The 19,140-nt window shown below is 59.7% G+C and carries 13 protein-coding genes; 9 read left to right on the forward strand and 4 right to left on the reverse strand.

The window, feature by feature from the left end; all coding sequences use genetic code 11:
- Positions 1 to 990, forward strand: a 990-nt coding sequence (locus tag A5698_RS21750; protein WP_068300980.1) for a thioesterase domain-containing protein, incomplete at its 5' end; no start/stop codon positions are given.
- A gap of 297 nt (positions 991 to 1,287) precedes the next feature.
- Here the strand turns inward: A5698_RS21750 and asnB are convergent.
- Positions 1,288 to 2,958, reverse strand: coding sequence for an asparagine synthase B (gene asnB, locus A5698_RS21755; protein WP_068300983.1), 1,671 nt, complete (start codon positions 2,956 to 2,958; stop codon positions 1,288 to 1,290).
- Positions 2,959 to 3,326: 368 nt separating this feature from the next.
- Between asnB and A5698_RS21760 the strand changes: the two genes are divergently transcribed.
- The 3 genes from A5698_RS21760 (at position 3,327) to A5698_RS21770 (ending at position 7,581) form a co-directional block, all read left to right on the forward strand.
- Positions 3,327 to 4,805 carry a VOC family protein gene (locus A5698_RS21760; RefSeq protein ID WP_068300986.1) on the forward strand — a complete coding sequence of 493 codons (1,479 nt, stop codon included), beginning with the start codon at positions 3,327 to 3,329 and terminating at the stop codon, positions 4,803 to 4,805.
- Between the two features lie 159 nt (positions 4,806 to 4,964).
- Positions 4,965 to 5,957: a sulfotransferase family protein gene (locus tag A5698_RS21765; RefSeq protein ID WP_068301014.1), complete on the forward strand. Its 993-nt coding sequence runs from the start codon at positions 4,965 to 4,967 to the stop codon at positions 5,955 to 5,957.
- A gap of 43 nt (positions 5,958 to 6,000) precedes the next feature.
- Positions 6,001 to 7,581 carry an MFS transporter gene (locus tag A5698_RS21770; RefSeq protein WP_084792559.1) on the forward strand — a complete coding sequence of 527 codons (1,581 nt, stop codon included), beginning with the start codon at positions 6,001 to 6,003 and terminating at the stop codon, positions 7,579 to 7,581.
- A gap of 55 nt (positions 7,582 to 7,636) precedes the next feature.
- On the opposite strand, the gene A5698_RS21775 is transcribed toward A5698_RS21770, so the two are convergent.
- The gene (locus tag A5698_RS21775; RefSeq protein ID WP_197506855.1) at positions 7,637 to 8,611 is read right to left on the reverse strand and encodes a TauD/TfdA family dioxygenase; all 975 of its coding nucleotides are present in this window, start codon (positions 8,609 to 8,611) and stop codon (positions 7,637 to 7,639) included.
- A 452-nt stretch (positions 8,612 to 9,063) separates the two neighbouring features.
- On the opposite strand from A5698_RS21775, the gene A5698_RS21780 reads away from it, so the two are divergent.
- The 4 genes from A5698_RS21780 to A5698_RS21795 all read left to right on the forward strand — a co-directional run bounded on the left by A5698_RS21780 (position 9,064) and on the right by A5698_RS21795 (position 14,005).
- On the forward strand, positions 9,064 to 9,945 hold the full coding sequence (locus tag A5698_RS21780; RefSeq protein ID WP_068300996.1) for a cupin-like domain-containing protein: 882 nt from the start codon (positions 9,064 to 9,066) through the stop codon (positions 9,943 to 9,945).
- A 320-nt stretch (positions 9,946 to 10,265) separates the two neighbouring features.
- Positions 10,266 to 11,219 carry a UDP-glucuronic acid decarboxylase family protein gene (locus A5698_RS28190; protein WP_084792562.1) on the forward strand — a complete coding sequence of 318 codons (954 nt, stop codon included), beginning with the start codon at positions 10,266 to 10,268 and terminating at the stop codon, positions 11,217 to 11,219.
- Positions 11,220 to 11,336: 117 nt separating this feature from the next.
- Positions 11,337 to 12,698: a UDP-glucose dehydrogenase family protein gene (locus A5698_RS21790; protein ID WP_084792563.1), complete on the forward strand. Its 1,362-nt coding sequence runs from the start codon at positions 11,337 to 11,339 to the stop codon at positions 12,696 to 12,698.
- A 44-nt stretch (positions 12,699 to 12,742) separates the two neighbouring features.
- A complete protein-coding gene (locus A5698_RS21795; RefSeq protein WP_084792564.1) occupies positions 12,743 to 14,005 on the forward strand; it encodes a glycosyltransferase in 1,263 nt (420 codons plus the stop codon).
- A gap of 95 nt (positions 14,006 to 14,100) precedes the next feature.
- Here the strand turns inward: A5698_RS21795 and A5698_RS21800 are convergent, their stop codons facing one another.
- Positions 14,101 to 15,087: an FkbM family methyltransferase gene (locus tag A5698_RS21800; RefSeq protein WP_084792565.1), complete on the reverse strand. Its 987-nt coding sequence runs from the start codon at positions 15,085 to 15,087 to the stop codon at positions 14,101 to 14,103.
- 903 nt (positions 15,088 to 15,990) lie between these two features.
- On the opposite strand from A5698_RS21800, the gene A5698_RS21805 reads away from it, so the two are divergent.
- Entirely contained in the window at positions 15,991 to 17,553 is a 1,563-nt protein-coding gene (locus A5698_RS21805; RefSeq protein ID WP_197506856.1) for an MFS transporter, read from the forward strand.
- Between the two features lie 169 nt (positions 17,554 to 17,722).
- Here the strand turns inward: A5698_RS21805 and A5698_RS21810 are convergent, their stop codons facing one another.
- Positions 17,723 to 18,454 (reverse strand): FkbM family methyltransferase, encoded by a 732-nt coding sequence (locus A5698_RS21810; RefSeq protein WP_197506857.1) that lies wholly within the window; start codon positions 18,452 to 18,454, stop codon positions 17,723 to 17,725.
- Positions 18,455 to 19,140: the final 686 nt, after the last annotated feature.

The raw sequence follows: 19,140 nt of genomic DNA on the forward strand, positions 1-19,140 counted from the left end.
CTGGCCGGCATCTACGCCCAAGTCCTGGGCCTAGACCGCGTCAGCGTCGACGACTCCTTCTTCGAACTCGGCGGCGATTCGCTGTCGGCCATGCGGGTGGTCGCCGCCATCAACCGAGCGCTCGACACCCATCTCGCCGTTCGCACGTTGTTCCATGCCCCTTCCGTCAGGAGCCTGAGCGAGCAACTCGACAGCGCCGACAGCGGGGTGGAACTGGTTCCCGTCGAGGTGTTCAAGGAGGGAACGGGCGTCCCCCTGTGTTGCATTCACGAAGGTAACGGGCAGAGCTACGCGTACCGCGGTCTGCGCGAGTATCTCGATTGTCCGATCATCGGCATCAACCAGATTCCAGAGGATGGCGAGGTCGCTCCTCGATCGATCCGAGACATGGCGAAGAACTACGCCGACCGGATCCAAGCTATCTATCCCGAAGGTCCCTACAACCTCCTCGGATGGTCCTTCGGAGGTCCGGTCGCCCACGAAATAGCCGTGGAGCTTCGCCGACGAGGAAGCATCGTCAAGAACCTCGTCATGCTGGATCCCGTGCTCAGCGCCGATGGACCCGGAGGCACTGTAGAAGACGAGAATCCTGCCGAGGATCGTCTGCTGAATCTCTTCTTACGGTCAAGCGGTATCGATCTCTCCGAGGAGTCAGAGCGGCTGACATACCGGCGGGCCGAAGAGCTGATTCGCCAGCAGGGGCAAGTAGTGGAATTCGTCCTGCCGCCCAAACCGATCTTCGAGTTCGCGGTCTATAACCACAACACCAATCTCTCGTACCTACGCGAGCATGTACCTGACGTATTCGACGGCGACATGATCGTGTTCTCCGCAACCCGGGGCGAGATTGTGAACAACCCGCAAGATTGGCGACAGTACGTGTCCGGCGACTTGACGGTGCACTCAGTCGATTGCGGGCACGACGAGATGACATCCGACGAAGCGATACGTACGTACGTCGAACAACTCAAGCTCTCGTTGGAAGCTTGAGGTGTCGCGGTGGGAGATCCGAGGGCGCGAGTTCCTTGTAGCAAGACCTTCGCAAACCCATCTCGTCGAAACTCGGCTGTTGTTGTCTCCCGCCCCACCGGCGGGCGATAGGCGGACATGCCGAACATCAAGGCTCGCTTGGCGATTGACTCACTCGATGAGGGCAAGCACGCGGACCTGATGGTTGGGGGGAACCAGGGGGTGTTCATTGAGACCGCGAATCATGCCAGCCGAAGGCTTGGCGCCACCGAGTCGTGCTCTGACGTCGCTCTCGGAAGCCGCTCTTGTGCTCCGCCCCTACGCCTCGGCGATCGCAACCTGGTGGACGCCGAGCACCGCGCGACCCGACGGGTCGGCATTCTTCGCAAAGCTCATGTCCCAGGCGATGGCTGCAGGGGTGCTGCAGGCAATGCTTGGACCGCCAGGGACACAGGCAGCTGCAGCGCGTCCGGGAAAGTGCGATTCGAAAATCTCCCGGTACATGTACGCCTCTTTGGTTGCCGGCGGATTATCCGGGAAACGGTATCGCGCACTTTGCATCTGGCTGTCGGACACTTGGGCCTCTGCGATCGCCTTCAACGAGTCGATCCACCGATAGCCGACACCGTCGGAGAACTGCTCCTTCTGTCGCCACAGGATCTCCTCGGGCAGCCGTCCTTCGAAGGCCCTCCGCAACGGCCACTTCTCCATTCTGCCCTGACCGACCATCTTCTCGCGGGGATCGAAAGACATTGCGATGTCGAGGAATTCACGATCGAGGAATGGCACCCTGATCTCCACCCCCCATGCAGCGGCGGCTTTATTCGCACGCAGGCAGTCGTACTTGTGAAGCAGGTCGAGTTTGCGGATGGTTTCTTCGTGGAATTCCCGGGCGCCGGGAGCCTTGTGGAAATAGAGGTACCCGCCGAAGACCTCGTCGGCGCCTTCGCCCGAGAGGACCATCTTGATCCCCATCGCTTTGATTCGTCGCATCATCAGATACATCGGAGTCGAGGCGCGGATGCTAGTTACGTCGTATGTCTCGATGTGGTAGATCACATCCCAGAGCGCATCAATGCCCTCCTGCACCGTGAACTGGAATTCGTGGTGCACAGTACCGATCGCCGTCGCGACCTTTCGGGCGGCGGCGAGATCGGGAGAGCCTTCAAGGCCGATACAGAACGAATGCAGCCGAGGCCACCAGGCCTGGGTCCGGTCTCCGTCTTCGATTCGGTTCGCGGCGAATCCGGCAGTGACCGCCGAGATGACGGACGAGTCGAGTCCACCCGAGATCAGGACGCCGTACGGAACGTCGGACATCAACTGCTGATGAACGGCGGCTTCGAGTCCGGTTCGCAAACCGGCGATGTCGAGGGGGCGCCCGGAGACCGCCGAGAAGTCGCGCCAGTCCGGGTCGTAGTAGCGCCTGGGTTGGTCGAGGCCCCGTGTCAGATAGTGGCCGGGCGGAAAGTCCTCGATGTGCCGGCAGTAACGAATCAGCGCCTTCATCTCCGAGGCGACATACAGGTTGCCGTGTTCGTCTCGGCCGGTGTAGAGCGGGATGACGCCAATGGGATCCCGGGCGACGAGAAAATCATCGTTCCGCTTGTCGTAGAGAACGAAGGCGAAAATTCCGCTGAGGCGATTGAGGAAGTCGGTCCCGTATCGCTTGTAGAGCGGGATGATCGCCTCACAATCCGACGCGGTCTTGAACGGGTAATCGCGGAATTCAGCTCGGAGGCTTCGATGGTTGTAGATCTCGCCGTTCACTGCGAGGACGAGTTCGACGGCCTGATCCGTCAAAGGCTGGGCACCGTGCTCCACGTCAACGATCGACAACCGCTCGTGGGCGAGGACCGCGTTCTCGTCGGCGTAGATACCGCTCCAGTCCGGACCTCGATGGCGCAAGAGTCGCGCCATCGTAACGGCCCGCTCACGCAGTACACGGGGATCGCCCCGCACATCGAGAATGGAAGCGATTCCGCACATGAGCCCCCCAATCTGAGCCGATCGCAAACACGACCAGCAAAAGCGTACTGCGCAAGCCGGTTCCCCGAGTTGTCGATTTCGGAAATGTCGGCCCTCCGGAGCAAAGAAAATGCTCGACTTGGTTTCGCGCCGACCACCGAATGTCGCGTGCAAACGCACGCACGTGCTCCTCAAACGACTTCAGTCCAGCGATCTCGCACGCTCGCTGGCGCCACACAACCCGCCCAAGGCGACGTCGATCCGGCCGAGTCCTCTCCGCTGACCGAGATATCGAAGTCGCGGCCCGCATCGGCCGTGCTGGTTGGACCCTTGCACGACGGCTCAATTCATCGAACTCTGCAGAAGACGCCCGCTGAAGGAGGACCGAGGTGACGGACAGCGTGGTTGAGGGACTCGTATCTGTCGAACTCGTCTCGGCCGATCCGGAAAAGCTCGCCGATTTCTATCGTCGGAGTTTGGGCATCAAATTTCATCGCGAGGTCTACGGATACCCTCGCCCCTATTACCTGAGCACCGGCTCGATCGGTCGTGGGCTGGTAATTCACGACGTCGAAAGTTTCAAACCCGGTGCCGCCACCCCGGGGACGGCTCGCTTCCTCCTGCAGATTCAGGACATGGAGGACCTGAAAGAACGCTTGAGGCGGCACGACATCGAACTCGAGGAACCGCCGAGGAATTTGGGATTCGAACGCCTCCCGTGGTTCAGCTTTTGGGGAAGATGGCTCCTCTCCATAAAGGATCCCGAGGGAAACGTCGTGATTTTCCGTCAGTTCCAAGAGGAGCTGCCGAAATCCCGACGTGGGATGATTCGGCACTCAATGGCATCGACATTCACCGATTTCAAGACCATTCTGAACTTCAAGATAGTGGACCGCCTGGTGTATCGACTGGGTTTGATCCGGGTGCGAAACAGGGACCTCGCGGGCTACACCCACGTCGTGGCGTCCCGGGAAGGACTGTACGCAGTCAACGGTCGGGAGTGGATGAAGATCATGGGTGGGGTGTTCTTCGGTGTAACCATCAAAAACGGATGCATCTACTGTTACCAAGCGCATGACATCTACGACACGGGAATCCTACTGAGCCGCATACAGCTGCGGGGCAAACCGTTACAACTACGAGGCAAACTGCTTGGCCGCGTCATCAAGCTGGAGGTCGAGAACAATCGAATTCGGCGGGAATCGGTTGTCGTCGACGGTCTGCACACCAATTGTCACCAGATGGATTTCATCGGCGAAAAACTCCATGTCATCGATACTTTTTGCCAGAGGATCCTGCGCTTCAACGAGAACTTCGAATTGGAAGAGGAGTTCTATCCCCTCGGGGAGGAATTCGCGAGTTACAAATCCGGACCCGATCGTTACATCGTTGCGGGCGGGAAGTATGTCCATATCAACTCCATCGTCGCTGAACAAGGTTCCATCTACCTCCTGTTGCAGAACGGGTTGGCGAACGGCAAATTCAGCGAGCTGGTGCAAACGGACGAAAACTTCGAGGTCAAAAATAGATTCACCGTTCCCGGTGCGGGCTGCCACAACGTTGTATTCCTTGAGGACGGCGAATGGCTGATATGCGATTCACGCGGGGGCAACCTCGTCAACCGTCACGGCGTGGTGGTGCACGTCGGCGAACTGCTCACGCGCGGACTTTCGGTGGACAAGGACGTCGTGGTTGTCGGAGAGTCCGGGTACGCAACGAGATTGGGCAGACGCTATGTCCCAGGCAATGTGCATTTCTTCGATCGAAGCTACAACCGTTTGTCGAGTCTGCGATTGCCGGCGGCGCCAACTGATATCCGCCGAATCGACGGTAAAGATCTGTCGCTGTCGAACGTCACCGAGCTCTAGGACCCGTCGAATTGGGACCTGTAACCGGAACGCGTCGAATGCTTAGGAGGGTGACATGCGAGAGAATTCGTCCAGTCGGTGTCGGCTGATGCCGAGATTCGGCGGTGCTGGGCAAATGGTGAAGGCTGTGGGGGGGACTCCGTGGAAGAGGATCTGAAGATGGAAGATCCGGCCCGCCCGAAAGCGGAGGCCCGCCGGATAATTCTCTTCGTGTTGGGTCAAGGCCGGTCCGGGACCTCGGCGCTGGCGCGGGTGCTGTCGCTGTGCGGAGGTGCACTGCCGGCCGACGTGAGACCCGCCGATGATCACAATCCGCGGGGCTATTGGGAGCCCCGCGCAACCCTCGTCTTGAACGAGAAGATTTTGCGCCGGCACGGCAGCGCGGGATTCGATCCGTCTCTGCGGCTGCTGGAGGATGTTGCCTTCGACACAGGTGAGAAGGCCGCATGGAAGGCCAAGATCGGTGCATTTCTCTCCGACCTGCCGGACGGGCCGCTCGTGGTCATCAAAGACACCCACATAACGGCCCTGTCCGATCTGTGGTTCGAAGCGGCTAGTACAGCAGGGCTAGACGTCGCGGCGGTGATTGCGTTGCGTCACCCGCAGGAGGTCATCGCGTCACTGGGCGCAGCGGGCCCGACCACACCCGAACTCGCTAGCGCCCTGTGGCTGAAGAATTGCTTACTGGCTGAGCGGAACACGCGTGGCGTGGCACGAGTGTTCGTCGACTATGCCAACCTCCTCGAAGACTGGCGCCGGGAGGTGTCGCGGATATCGGCGGCCATCGGCCTTGAACTGAAGGCCGACGACGACGACGCAATAGACGAGTTCCTCGCACCGAGTCTCCGGCGCCAGCGTCACACCGGCCCGGTGACAGAGCGCTTCGGCGCAGACTGGATGTCTGCGGCGTACGACGCGATGTGCGCGGCTGCCCGTGACGAGGCCTGGGACAGCGCTGTGCTGGACCGCGTTTTCGAGGCGTACCGGGCGAGCGAACATGACTTCCGGACGGCATTCGAGAATTCGCGGGATCTGTGGGCGATCGGCGCCGACCGTGCCTACTCGAATTCCTTGCTGTACCGTTTGTCGATCCTGAGAATGCTCCGCGCTCCCCGCGCAATGGTCAACCGGCACAAGGGCCCTCGCGCTTGACCGGTCTGCCGCGGTTCTAACGTTTGCTGTAGGGTGACCGATTATGGCGTTTCTCAACGATGGAGAGCGAGTAGCAACTCACTCGAATGACGAGAGCGCAGTACAACCGGGCTCGGCGGCCGTCGATCCGACAACGCCGGACGTCAAAAGGAGATACATTCCGGCTTTGCTGAGGTCTCGACGGTTTGTTGCTGTGATTCTAGCGATCGGCGGCACCCAGCTCATGGCGTCGATGGACGGACCCGTCGTGATCCTCGCCCTCTTCACGATCCAGAATGAGCTGGGCCTTTCAGATGGTATGCGCAGCTGGGTGATCACAGCTTATGTGCTCACGTTCGGCGGCCTCATGCTGGTCGGGGGCCGGCTCGGCGACACCATCGGCCGCAAGCGAACGTTCATCATCGGCGTCGCCCTGTTCACGCTCGCGTCAGGCATGTGCGCTGTTGCCTGGAACGGGGGCGTCCTCGTACTCGCCCGTTTGGTGCACGGCGCCGCGGCCGCGATCATCGCGCCGACCTGTATGGCCCTGGTCGCGACCACCTTTCCGAAGGGGCCGGTACGCAATGCTGCGACGGCGGTGCTGGGTGCGATGATCGGCATCGGCTCGGTAATGGGCTTGGTGTTGGGCGGAATGCTCACCGACATGTCGTGGCGACTGGTGTTCTGGGTCAACGTGCCCATCGGGCTGATTGTGATCTTCGTGGCCCGCGCGATGCTGCAGGAAACGCAGAAAGAGCGGATGAGACTCGACGTCGCCGGAGCCGTACTGGCCACGTTGGTATGCACCGCGGCAGTTTTCGGATTGTCGATGGGACCGGAGAACGGTTGGTTGTCGGCCTTGACGATCGGCTCTCTCGTGGTGGCTTTGGCCACTCTCGTGCTGTTCGTCATGGTGGAACGCAACGCTGAGAACCCTGTCGTCCCGTTCAGCCTCTTCTTCGATCGCAATCGGCTCGCGACCTACGGATCCATGTTCCTTTCCGGCGGAACGGGTTTCACGCTGGCCGTGCTGATCGCTCTCTATGTGCAGGACATCATGGGCTACAGCCCGCTGCAGGCGGGCATCAGTTTCATCCCGTTCGCCCTCGCCCAGGCCACAGGTATGGGCGCATCTTCGCAGCTGGTGAAGTGGTTCCCACCTCGTGTGGTGGTGATCGCCGGCGCGATCTTGTTGTTGTGCGCAATGCTGTATGGATCAACGCTGAACCGCGACGTCCCGTACTTCCCCAACCTGGTGCTGCCGCTCGTCGTCGGGGGGATCGGATTGGGCTTGCTCGAAATCCCGCTCATGTTGTCGCTGATCGCCAGCGTCGGCCCGGACCGAATCGGGCCCGCATCGGCCGTTGCCGTCATGGTGAGAATGACCGGGGGACCGCTCGTGCTGGTGGTCATTCAGGCGGTCATCACCTTGCGCACGCTGCACCACGGCGGAGTCACCGGGCCGGTGGCGTCCATGAATGACGCACAGTTGAGTGCGCTGGATAGTGGCTTCACTGATGGTTTGCTGGGAATAGCCGTTGTGGTGGTCCTGCTGGCGACGGTAGTGACGTTCGTCGGTTACACGGCGGAACAGGTGGCGCGGGCGCAGGAAGCGAAGAAGGCCAACGATGCTGTCAAGCCCTAGGCCCTCGCCGAGTTAGCTGGTGGCAATGTAGCCGGCGGAAGTCGAAGGGGCACCGCTATCTGCGGGACCAAGGTTCTGCCATACCGACCACGATCTTGCGGGGCGGCTTGTACGTGTCCCGGCTGTGGGCGACGAGCATATTGTCGAGCATCATGATGTCGCCTTCCTGCCACGGTATCGAAACCGTTTCTGCGTCGTAGGCGGCGCGCAGTTCATCCAGGGCTTCCGGCTCGATTTCCTCGCCGTCGCCGTAATAGGTGTTGTTCGGCAGGTTCTCTTTCCCCATCGACAGCAACGCCTCGGCAACCATGGGATCCAGTGTGGAGACGTGGAAGAAGGTGAGGTGGTTGAACCAGGTCTTCTCGCCGGTTTCCGGATGCGTGGCGGAGACCGGTCGGCGCTGCCGAGTGGTCAGTTCGTCGTTCGCTCCCCAGGTGAGGTCGATGTCGTTGTCGGCGCAATACCGTTCGACCTCATCGCGGTCCGCTGTCTGAAAGGCTTCCTGCCAACTGACGCCGAGTGTCGGCGTGAAGTGGCGGACGTAGAGGTAATCGCGCTCCTCCAGCCTTTGGCGCAGTTCAGGTGAGATCCGCCGGTAGATGTTGCGACTGTCGGCTATCGGCGTGGCGCCTCCGCTGGCCGGTGGTATCACGCAATGGAAGAAGAGGCGCAGCGGCCACGTCTTGCTGTACGAGGATTCGTTATGGAGCGGAATCCGCGTGTGCGGAGGGTAGTCGGTCGAAGTGTAGACGCGGTCGGCAACCTCGTGCCGAGGCGATGTCCTGCCGACGTAGGGAAGTGGCTCGCCCGACACAGCTGCGATGAACTTACGGAATGTCTCAACCGATGCTCCGGTGAATCCTCGAAAGACGATGCCTCCGTGGCGAAGTAGGAGTTCGTGAAGCGGGGCGCGCTGTGCCTCCGCCCAAGCCACGACGTCCAAGCCATCTTTCGTTGGCTCTATGACGAGCGGAAGCGGCGGTCCCGGAACAATCCTTGCGTCCGTCAGCGTCAAGACATCGGACTCCACGTCGATCCCTCCCTCACTCGACTGCCCACCTCGAAGCCGCTGCGTGGTCCCCTGCTGTCTTCGCGACCGTGGGGAGGTAACTGTGCAACGTCGAATGGTCCACGGGTCAGGCTACTACGGCGAATCTCCCGTCAAGGTGACTTTGCCACCCACGTCGAATCTGGGCCGGAGCGGAGCGTTCTTGGACGCCCGCTCCTCAAGAGCCGGTAGATCGCGGGAGCTAACCTGTCAACGTGCCAAGACCGTTGCGCGTTCGGTCGCGCGAGGGTTTACTGGTGCCGCGCGACGGTTATACATCCGCCCGGATCGAGCCGACAGGACCGGCGGGGAAAGAGACGAATAACTGACACCCGCCAGTCGACATTGCCCGGAGCGCTAAGAGAGCAAATGGACGCGGTGTGGTAGTTTGCCACGATTGCGGTGAAGCGTCACCGTGCCGTAGGAGGAAACGCTTGTTCGACGTCATCAGCACCTTCGAGGTGCCCAGGTTGGAATGCCCAAGCCGTGATGAATTGCAGGAGCGTTTCATCGCCCCCCAGCGCCCGGTTGTCATCTCCGGAGCGACGGCAGGTTGGCCCGCACTGGAGAGGTGGACCAACGACTACCTCACAGAAAAGATCGGTGACCGCCCGCTAAGCCCGTCCAAGGTCACGACTGCAGGTACTCACATCCCCGATGCGAAGAGCGGGACTATGGCCAGCGCGTCTGAGATGAAATTCGCAGATTACATCGAGCTGCTTGCAAGCGGCGCCATCTCGGATGGCGAACTCTATGCAGTGCAACTGCCTATCAAGACGGCCTTGCCCGAACTCTGGCCCGATGTCCGGTTCCCGGCTTTCGTCGATGAGGAAAAGTACGCCGCGGTCAACCTTTGGTTCGGCCCGGGCAATAATTTCACGTCACTGCATTACGACTACGCCGACAACTTCTTGACACAGGTCCGTGGTAGGAAGCAAGTGATGCTCTGCCCGCCTCGGGAGATTGCCCGCGTTTACCCCTACCCGTTCGGTTACATCGGCAACAACCTGTCACGGGTCAACGTGGCCGACCCGGATCTGACTGAATTCCCCGATTGGGCCGACGCGGACCGGGCTGTCGTTGAACTCGGGCCTGGTGACATGCTCTATATCCCCTTGTTCTGGTGGCACGCGGTGTGGGGCGTCGGCGAGAACATGTCGATCAACTACTGGTGGCAGTCCAGTTACGCCAATTTCGTGAAGAATCCGCGTCAGACGGCCCGGTGGCTCGGAAGCTTTGCTAATGGCCTTCGCGGTGCCGCGGGCCAGATGGTGCAGAGCGTCGCAAGCAGCGCTGGGCTCCAGACCGTCCGCTGAAGTCGAAGGCCGGTCGTCGAATCGAGCAAACCGGCATACTTCCTCAATGGAGGGCAGGCGCTCGTAGCACGGCAGTCGGACGTGGTGCAAAATCTGCTACCTGGCCACCGAGACCGGTCGCCTATCGGCGAGGCCGACCGTAGGGAGCCCGGCGATTGATCGATGAGTGTGCGGCAAGCATGGCGCGTGACTGACTACCATCTTCAGCCTCGTTCATCGTTCTCGCGGTGTGCTCGCCGGCGGAAGGTTACGATCTGGTTTAATGTTTCGGGGGGTTTACGACTCGCGCCATCGGAAGGGCGAGGGGATCTAGATTAGCTATGCGTCGAGCGTTTGTGGCGGGGGGAGCTGGATTTATTGGTTCGGCGCTGTGCGAACGTCTGCTGCACGCTGGCTACGAGGTCCTTTGCCTGGACAATTTCAGCACAGGTGCCCGGTCCAATGTCGACGATCTGTCACGGCTCGGTAGGTTCAGCTTCCTCGAGGGCGATGTAACTAGTCAGCTCGTAATATCAGGCCCACTCGACGTCGTGGTGCACCTAGCGAGTCCAGCGTCCCCACCCGAATACACGCGTCTCTCGATTGAGACACTCAAGGCTGGCTCCAATGGAACGCTTCAGTGCCTAGAACTTGCTCGTGAGAAGCAAGCTCGCTTCATCCTGGCGTCCACATCCGAGGTGTACGGGGATCCACACGTTCACCCGCAGCCGGAAAGTTATTGGGGCAATGTCAACCCCATTGGACCGCGCAGCATGTACGACGAAGCGAAGCGGTTCGCCGAAGCTCTGACGACCAGTTACCGTGATCGTTTCGCAGTGAACACGGGCATTGCTCGGATTTTCAACACTTACGGACCGCGGATGCGCCCGAACGATGGTCGCGCTATACCCACGTTCATCTGGCAGGCGCTGCGGGGCGAACCGTTGACGGTGCATGGCGATGGCGGTCAAACGCGATCTCTTTGCTTCGTCGACGATCTGGTGGAAGGAGTCGTGCGACTTATTGAGTCGGATTTCCCTGGTCCAGTTAACCTCGGCAACCCCGAAGAAATTACAGTTTTGGAACTGGCAAAACGCGTGATAACGGTTGTTGGGTCCGATTCAGACATTGAGTTTATGCCGCGACCACCAGACGACCCGGAGGTGCGTTGTCCCGATATATCTTTGGCTCGACAGGCTCTTGGGTGGGATCCCGTCACCAATTTGGGTGACGGATTGATCCCCACGATCGGATGGTTCCGGTATCTGTTCGAAGGAGCGCACCGTAAGGAATAGACCGATGAACTGGAATTCCTCACGGCTTCGACAGTGTGGCTCATCTAGTGACAAGTGACGACGTATGAATGCTAGTTTGTGGTAATCCGCCGCGACGGTGGACAATCAGGGGGATCAATGGGTTCGCGAATTGCAGTTCTTGGAGCAGGATATGTCGGGCTTACATCCAGCGCTTGCCTTGCGACGCTAGGTCATATTGTCACGTGCTTTGAGATCGACGAATCGAAACTGCAACGACTGAGCCGAGGGCATGTGGATATCGTCGAGCCTGGACTCGTCGAACTCGTCCGAACCCGCGTCGATTCCGGGCATCTCAGCTTCAAGCACGCAAACGCTGCAGCAGATGCCTTGGCCGATGTCGAGTTCGTATTCCTTTGTGTGCCTACCCCAATGGGCGTCGACGGTCGGGTCGACCTGACTCATTTCGATGATGCGGTGATGCAATTGCGCGACACGCTCTCCGACGGTTGCGCCCTTGTCGTCAAATCAACGGTGCCGGTCGGAACAGCGGCCCGTGTTACCGCGCTTCTCCAACGGCCCCAAGTGAGTGTGGTCTCGAACCCGGAATTTCTCCGCGAAGGCTACTCCGTCGACGACTTCCTCATGCCAGACCGTATAGTGATCGGTTCTGATCGCGCGGCACCAGCCGAACAGGTTGCAGGACTATATAAGGCGCTCGCGGCCCCGATAGTCTTCATGGATACGGCGAGCGCCGAACTGGTCAAGTACGCGTCTAATACGTTCCTTGCCGCGAGGTTGTCGTATATCAATGAGGTTGCTGAGCTGTGTGATCGGCTGGGCGCGGACATCCGATCCGTGATCGAAGGCATGGGTTACGACCCGCGCATCGGGAAGTCGTATCTCCAGCCAGGACCCGGTTGGGGCGGCTCCTGCCTGCCAAAAGACACTGCGGCGATGCTCCACACCGCGAGGAAGTTGGGGCTCGATTTGCCACTGCTTGAATCGGTCGCTGACAGCAACGAGCGCCAGAAATCGCGTGTTGTCGATCGAGTCCGTGCAGCGGCGGGAGGGACGTTGCATGGCAAGCGGGTGGGTGTTTTGGGCTTGGCCTTCAAGGCCGGCACGAACGACCTCCGACATTCGCCGGCCGTCGATATAGCTGAGCGACTCGTTTGCGAGGGCTGCGAGTTGTCGGCATACGATCCCGTTGTGCCGCAGGACACCGGCGTCACCGACGGCATCACGGTCGTTTCGGATGCGTACCAAGCGGTGAAGGATGCGGACGTTGTCGTCGTGCTCACGGAGTGGCCAACGTTTCGTGCGCTCGATTGGTCGCGTGTCGCAGAGCTGATGGCTGGACAAAGCATTGTCGATACTAGGAACCTTCTCGAAGCTAATTCCATCACCCCATTGAGCCTGACATCGTGCGGCTTTGGAAAACAAGATCCAACTGCCTTTGACGACTCGCAAATGAAGCGCCGTGAAGATGGACGATGTCAGGACGGAAGACGCGAGTGACGCTCATTTTGAGCACCTCGAATAACAGTGAGGTTTAGTTCGCAATGAAATTTGTGCTCGCTGCTTATGGAAGTCGTGGCGACACCGAACCCTGCGCCGCCGTCGCTCGTGAGCTGGTACGCCGGGGGCACGAGGTCCGTATGGCGGTCGCGCCTGACTCGCTTGACTTCATCGAGTCGGCTGGGCTTTCGGCGGCCGTATTCGGCGTGGATGCCCAAGCTTGGCTCAACCTATGGACGCCTCCACGTACCGACACGAGGAAATTCCGGAATCCGGTCGGAATGTGGCGCGAAATACGGGATCTCTTAACGCGATGCGGGGAGGATATAGCTGCAACAGTGACGTCTCTGGCGGATGGCGCTGACTTGCTATTTACCGGCCCACTTTTCGAACAAACTGCTGCAAACGTCGCTGAGCGCTACGACATTCCACTGGCTGTATATCATTACACCCCGATACGGCCTAACGGCCAGCTACGGACTTTCTTGCCATCGTCGCTGAACCGCTCCGTAATGAGGCTAAACGACGCGTTGTTTTGGCGCCTCATGAAGAGTCTTGACGACGCTCAACGCTGTCGACTAGGGCTGCCGAAGGCGACATGTTCTTCGACGCGTCGGATCGTGCAGCGCGGATCGCTTGAAATTCAGGCCTACGACGATGTTTGCTTCCCGGGATTGGCTGCCGAATGGTCAGGATTTAATGGTCAGCGTCCGTTTGTCGGTGCGCTCACGATGGAATTGGCCACGGATGCTGATCAGGAGGTTGCGTCGTGGATCGCGGCGGGGACGCAACCCATTTACTTCGGATTCGGCAGCATGCCAGTTGCCTCTGCTGCCGACACATACACCGTAATCAGCGAATCTTGCGCGCACTTGGGTGTGCGCGCGCTGATTTGTTCCGGGCGGAACGACTTCAGCTATGCGCGAGCCGACCACGTTAAGGTGGTGCCCGCGGTCAACCACGCGGCCGTGTTCCCAATGTGCCGCGCGGTCGTACACCACGGTGGCGCCGGCACCACGTCCACGGGCCTGCGAGCAGGTGTTCCCGGCCTGATCCTTTGGAAGGCCTTCGATCAGCCGATGTGGGGAGCTCAGATCAAGAGGTTACAAGTGGGTACCACGCGCCCGTTTGCGAAAACCACTAAAGAATCGTTGTTGGCGGACCTGCGAACTATCCTCACCCCGCGATATTCCACCCGAGCCCGCGAACTCGCCGCGCGCATGACTAATCCGGCAGTCAGCGTTGCGACGGCCGCCGATTTGCTGGAGGAAGCCGCGCGCCGAGGGGTCAAAGCAATAGGCAACTAGGGTCGAGCAGTTTCTCGCCTCCTGGGACTACCGGTCGTTCGACGGTCGTTAGGCCTGCATCAGCCCAACGACCGCATTGGGGCGCCTCCGGCTAGCTAGAGCGAGTCGACATCGCGCCTCGAAAGCACGGCATCAAGCCGCTTCACGCGCCGCTCCAACCTATCGAGGTCGCGGACACGACGCGGCGCTCGCACATCGTTCGGCCAAAGGTAGCGCCACGGTGCGTAGTCGTTTGGCAGCTCGTAGAGGTGGAATCCACGGTTGAAGAAAGGCCGCAGAACATCGATGGGCCGAAGGTTTGACTCGCTCCACCAAGTTGGCGAGAGTTCAACTATCAAATCGACATCGACGTCGAGTGTGTCGATATCTTCTATCAGACTAGCGAGCACGCGGTCCTCAGCGCCTTCAACGTCAATTTTGATTACCCGTGCCGTCTCCAATTCCTCTCGGGTTACGAGCGATGCCAAGGGTGCCGCGCGAACCAAATACTCCTCGCGGAATCCGCGCCTCGCAACCGTCGTGGTCAATCCGCTATTTCCGCGCGCCGCAAATAGCGGGACTTGATCCTCGCGATCTGAAACCGCTGCGGCAATCACCCGAACGTTACTCAGGCAGTTACTCGACAAAGTCTGTTCCAGTGAGGCGAGTACTTCGGGAAAGGGTTCAATAGCAACAACCGTTCCGTCCGGCCCCACCAATCTGCTAGCTAGTGTGCTTACATACCCAATGTGGGCACCGACGTCGATCAATGTATCGCCAGGTTGCAACCGGCGGCGCAAGTAGGCTACGAGATCTGGTTCCCATATGCCAAACAAATAGATATAAGTTTGGACGAAATCGGGTAGCCGGCAGCATACTTTTATACCGTCTCTGGTCATGCCAGAAACGGGCACCGGTCCTCGCAACGCAGACCGGAGTTGCAGTGGCCATACCACCAAGCTGAAGGGCAGAATCAGTAGTAAGGCACGGAGCACGCGCTCGAAGAGGCCAACACGAATCTTATTTGTGCTAAGAAGTTGTATGCAAGCTCGCCAGGCAGAAAGAACTCGCGGTTTCACAGTGTTCACAGTCCGACCAATCATCCTAACTCGAGGGAAAAGCGTGGCGCGCGGGCGAAATTCTAGAGTCGACTCGCCTTATCGGCAATGCAGTTCGGGCATCACACTGCCGCAACTGCTTAAGAGGCCCACAGGAATTGCACACCTCCGGACAAGACATACCTCTAAGCGCCTCAAGGCGCCAAGCGGAAGTTTCCAGACCTGTCGCGAGAACAGCAATTCGCGTCTGCATCAGTGAAGTCAACATTGACCGATCTTGGGAATATTCATGAGCGCGCTTGCAAACTTTCGTCGTTTTGCTCGATGGACGGTTTGACGGAGAATGGCATCTCAGTTCGCGGTTCCATCCGCTCCCTCAGATCAAGACCATAGAATATAACAGTCATAGCCACAGCCTCCATCTATGTCTGACGGACCGGTCACCCGTGAATTCGTCCGACAGCAATATTCGTGGCTTCAGTCGTTTAGCTCGTTGCAGCTGTGGACTTCGACGGAACCCAGCCTTACCCCATCGCAAACGCGAGGGTCCTTCTCTACCCAGCATTCTGTTGAAGAGAACACAAAGGACTGTAACCTTCCTACTTTGCTGACGGCACCAGTTTGTAGATACTCCCGTGCCCGAACTCTCCATGTCGCGGGCAGGGCCCAACCGCGGACCCGAGAAGAGTTCGATTGGAAGAGACCCCACGAGCCCTCGAGCTGCTCCCAATCGCCGGAAGCGACCGCTTAAATCTCACTAGCCGAGCACGTTTCACCAGCCGAGCACGGGCCGCGCTCAGCGGCAGCTCATACCCCCAGCCAGCCCGCGCCTGCTCTCGCAGCCAGCAAGAACAAGACTGTGGTACTTCACTGAGCCCGCGTAGCCCACCACAGGCCGCGGAATCCCCAGAATGATTGCTGTAGCGTAGTTCGCTATGACGGTCGGCAATGAGGCGGCGCGACGTCGTGGACGGTAGGGCACTAGAAGAAAGCGATCCGGTGGCCTCCGAACCGGCGACGCCAGGCGATACGAGCGGGTTCCTCCAGACGTCGATGTCGCGTCGCCGCTTCATTGCAGCAGTCGTCGTTATCAGTGGCATGGGGCTGGTAGCGGCGATGGACGGTACCATCGCGGTTTTTGCGTTGCCCAAGATCCAGAACGAGCTCGGCCTCTCCGATGCTGCACGAGGTTGGGTCATCATGGCCTACGTATTGACCTTCGGGGGCCTCATGCTGCTGGGTGGCCGCCTCGGCGACATCTTCGGGCGTAAGCGAACGTTCATCGTCGCGGCGGCGCTGTTCACATTTGCCTCGGCGGTGTGCGGAATCGCGTGGGATGCGTCCAGCCTGCTCGCCGGCCGGCTGCTGCAGGGCGTCGCAGCAGGCATCCTTTCACCGACGTGTCTGGCACTGGTAGCGACGACATTCCCGAAAGGCCCCGGGCGTAACGCTGCGACTGCGATATTGGGCGCGACCGGGGGGATCAGCGGCATACTGGCCCTGACGGTGGGTGGGGCAATCACCGATGTGTCGTGGCGGATCGTCTTCATAATGAACGTACCGCTCGGGTTGGCGGTGATCTGGCTGGCACATACCACTTTGCGCGAGACGCTGACAAAGCGCATGAAGCTAGATGTCATGGGCGCTGCGTTGACCATATTGATCTGTGCCGCGGCGGTTTTCGCTCTGACGACGGGCCCGCAGGAGGGTTGGTTGTCAGCGACGACAATCGGTTCAGGTGTGCTGGCACTCAGCAGCCTTATCGCGTTCATCATCGTCGAACGGCGAGCGGAAAGCCCAATCGTGCCGTTCGACCTGTTCGCCGACCGGAATCGGCTGGCTACCTTTGCGACCATCTTTTTGGCCGGTGGGGTGCTGTTCAGCCTGACGGTCCTCGTTGCTTTATATGTACAACAAGTACTGAAGTACAGCACTTTGCACGCAGGTCTTGGATTTGTTCCGTTCGCCTTTGCTGTGGGTATCGGGATGGGGGCTTCAACCCGGCTGGTGATGCGGTTTCCGCCGCGGGTGGTGGTGATCGTTGGAGCTGTCCTCGTGGCAGGCGCGGTGATGGTAAGTCACATGACGCTCCACGCCGGGGCCCCATATTTCCCGAATCTGGCGTTGCCTTTGATCGTCGGAGCGATCGGTATAGGCATGGCGAACCTCCCGCTTATGCTCTCGGCCATCGCGAGCGTCGGGGAGGACCGCATCGGACCTACATCCGCAATTGCGCTGATGCTGTCGACCCTCGGGGGACCGGTAGTCCTAGCCGCGATCCAGGCGGTGATTAGCTCGCGCAATCTGTCTCTAGGCGGGATCAACGGGCCTGCGAAGTTCATGAGCGATGCGCAACTGCATGCACTGGACCAAAGCATCACCTACGGCTTCTTGTGGTTAGCGGGGTTCTGCGTACTTGTCATCGGAATTGCGTTGTTTATCGGTTACACGGCGCAGCAGGTGGCCCACGCACAGGAGGTCAAGAAAGCTATCGACGCCGGGGAACTCTAAAGCAAGAACCGGACACGACCGCCCACGTGACGCCGTCACCCTCACCCGATTTTGCCGCATAGGCCGAATTGGGCGAGTACTGGTGGGTAGGTGGTGGTGATTGCGCCGTATTCCCTTAGCGTTGACGGGCGAGTCTTGCCGCCAATCCAACCGCCCGGAGGACGCGAAGTCATAGCGCATCGGTGTCGCATCGTGATAGCACGATGTCGAAGTGAGGTCTACGTTCCAATATTGTCATGTCGCGAACGCGCTGTGGCTGGTCGATTACCCCAGGCCACAGGTACCGCCACGGCCCGTAGTCATTTGGCAACAGATAGACGTGGAAGCCGCGATCCAAGAAGGGTCGTAATAGATCAATTGGCTTCAACGTCTGGTCGCTCCACCAATTCGGTGAAAGTTCAACCACCAATTCTGTGTCAGCAGCGAGCATGTCAATGGACTCCACCATGCCTGCGAGCGCCCGATCCTCGCCGCCCTCTACGTCGATTTTGATCAGACGCGCAGTCGCCAGTTCCGTGCGGTGTACGAGCGCACCGAGCGGTGCCGCGCGGACTCGGCCCTCTTCCCGAAAGCCGCCGTGAGCGACCGTAGTGGTAAGGCCCGTGTTGTAGCTTGGCCCCTTGAACAGCGGGAGTTCCTCATCGTGATCTGATACGGCGGCCATCACCACACGGATGTTTGTCAGCTCGTTCGTCGAAAGGGTCTCCTGTAGCGCCGCTATGGCAGTAGGGGAGGGCTCGATCGCCACCACTGTGCCGCCAGGACCGACCAGCCTAGAAGCCAATGCGCTCACGCAACCGATGTTGGCGCCGACGTCGATGAAGGTGTGGCCCGGCTGCAATCGGCGACGTATGAACGCTGCTATATCTGGTTCCCAGATGCCGAAAAGATACAGGTACATCTGGATAAAGTCTGGTAGGCCGCATCTATGGCGCACGCCGTCGTCAGTAGTGCAGTGAACGATCAAAGGCCCCCATAATGCGGCACGGAGGTACAGCCACGCGACGACTGCGAAAAATGGCACAACGAGTAGGACCGTTCGCACCGAGCGCTCAGCGACGCTAACGCTTTCTTTGTCGGTGCGTAGAAATCTGACATACATCCGCCACAGGGCGACGATTCGCTGCTCAATCAATCGCGTAGCCCTGCCATCTCTTCCGTTGCCGTTTGGATCGCTCCGCGACTGGGCGGAATTAGTGCTTCGACGATGTCCACTGATACCGATGAGTATTGCTTGTACGCCAAGGAACTCCCCTAGATAACCCCACCTCTGAACACGTCGGCTGCGAACAATGAAACTCACCCTAATCCGAACACACAAGTGCTTAGAAAAGGCGCAAGCTTCGGCGGCAGACAGCGCAGGCGTTCCCTCCACTGGCAAACCATCCTGCCCGGCATCCTCGACCACCGGTCGCGGTTCGAAGGGAACAGGCGCAGGTGGTCTTCTCGTGGCGGCCGCGGCACTGGCAAGCAGCTGACGCTCCACGCGAACGTCCCGTATCTCCGCATTGGTTGCGTCCACCAAGGTGGTGTACGAGTCGGGACCTGATTAGCGGTGCCGGCGTGTCGTAGCCGAATGAATGAAGG

The organism is Mycobacterium sp. E136, from assembly GCF_001666865.1.
Classification (GTDB): domain Bacteria; phylum Actinomycetota; class Actinomycetes; order Mycobacteriales; family Mycobacteriaceae; genus Mycobacterium.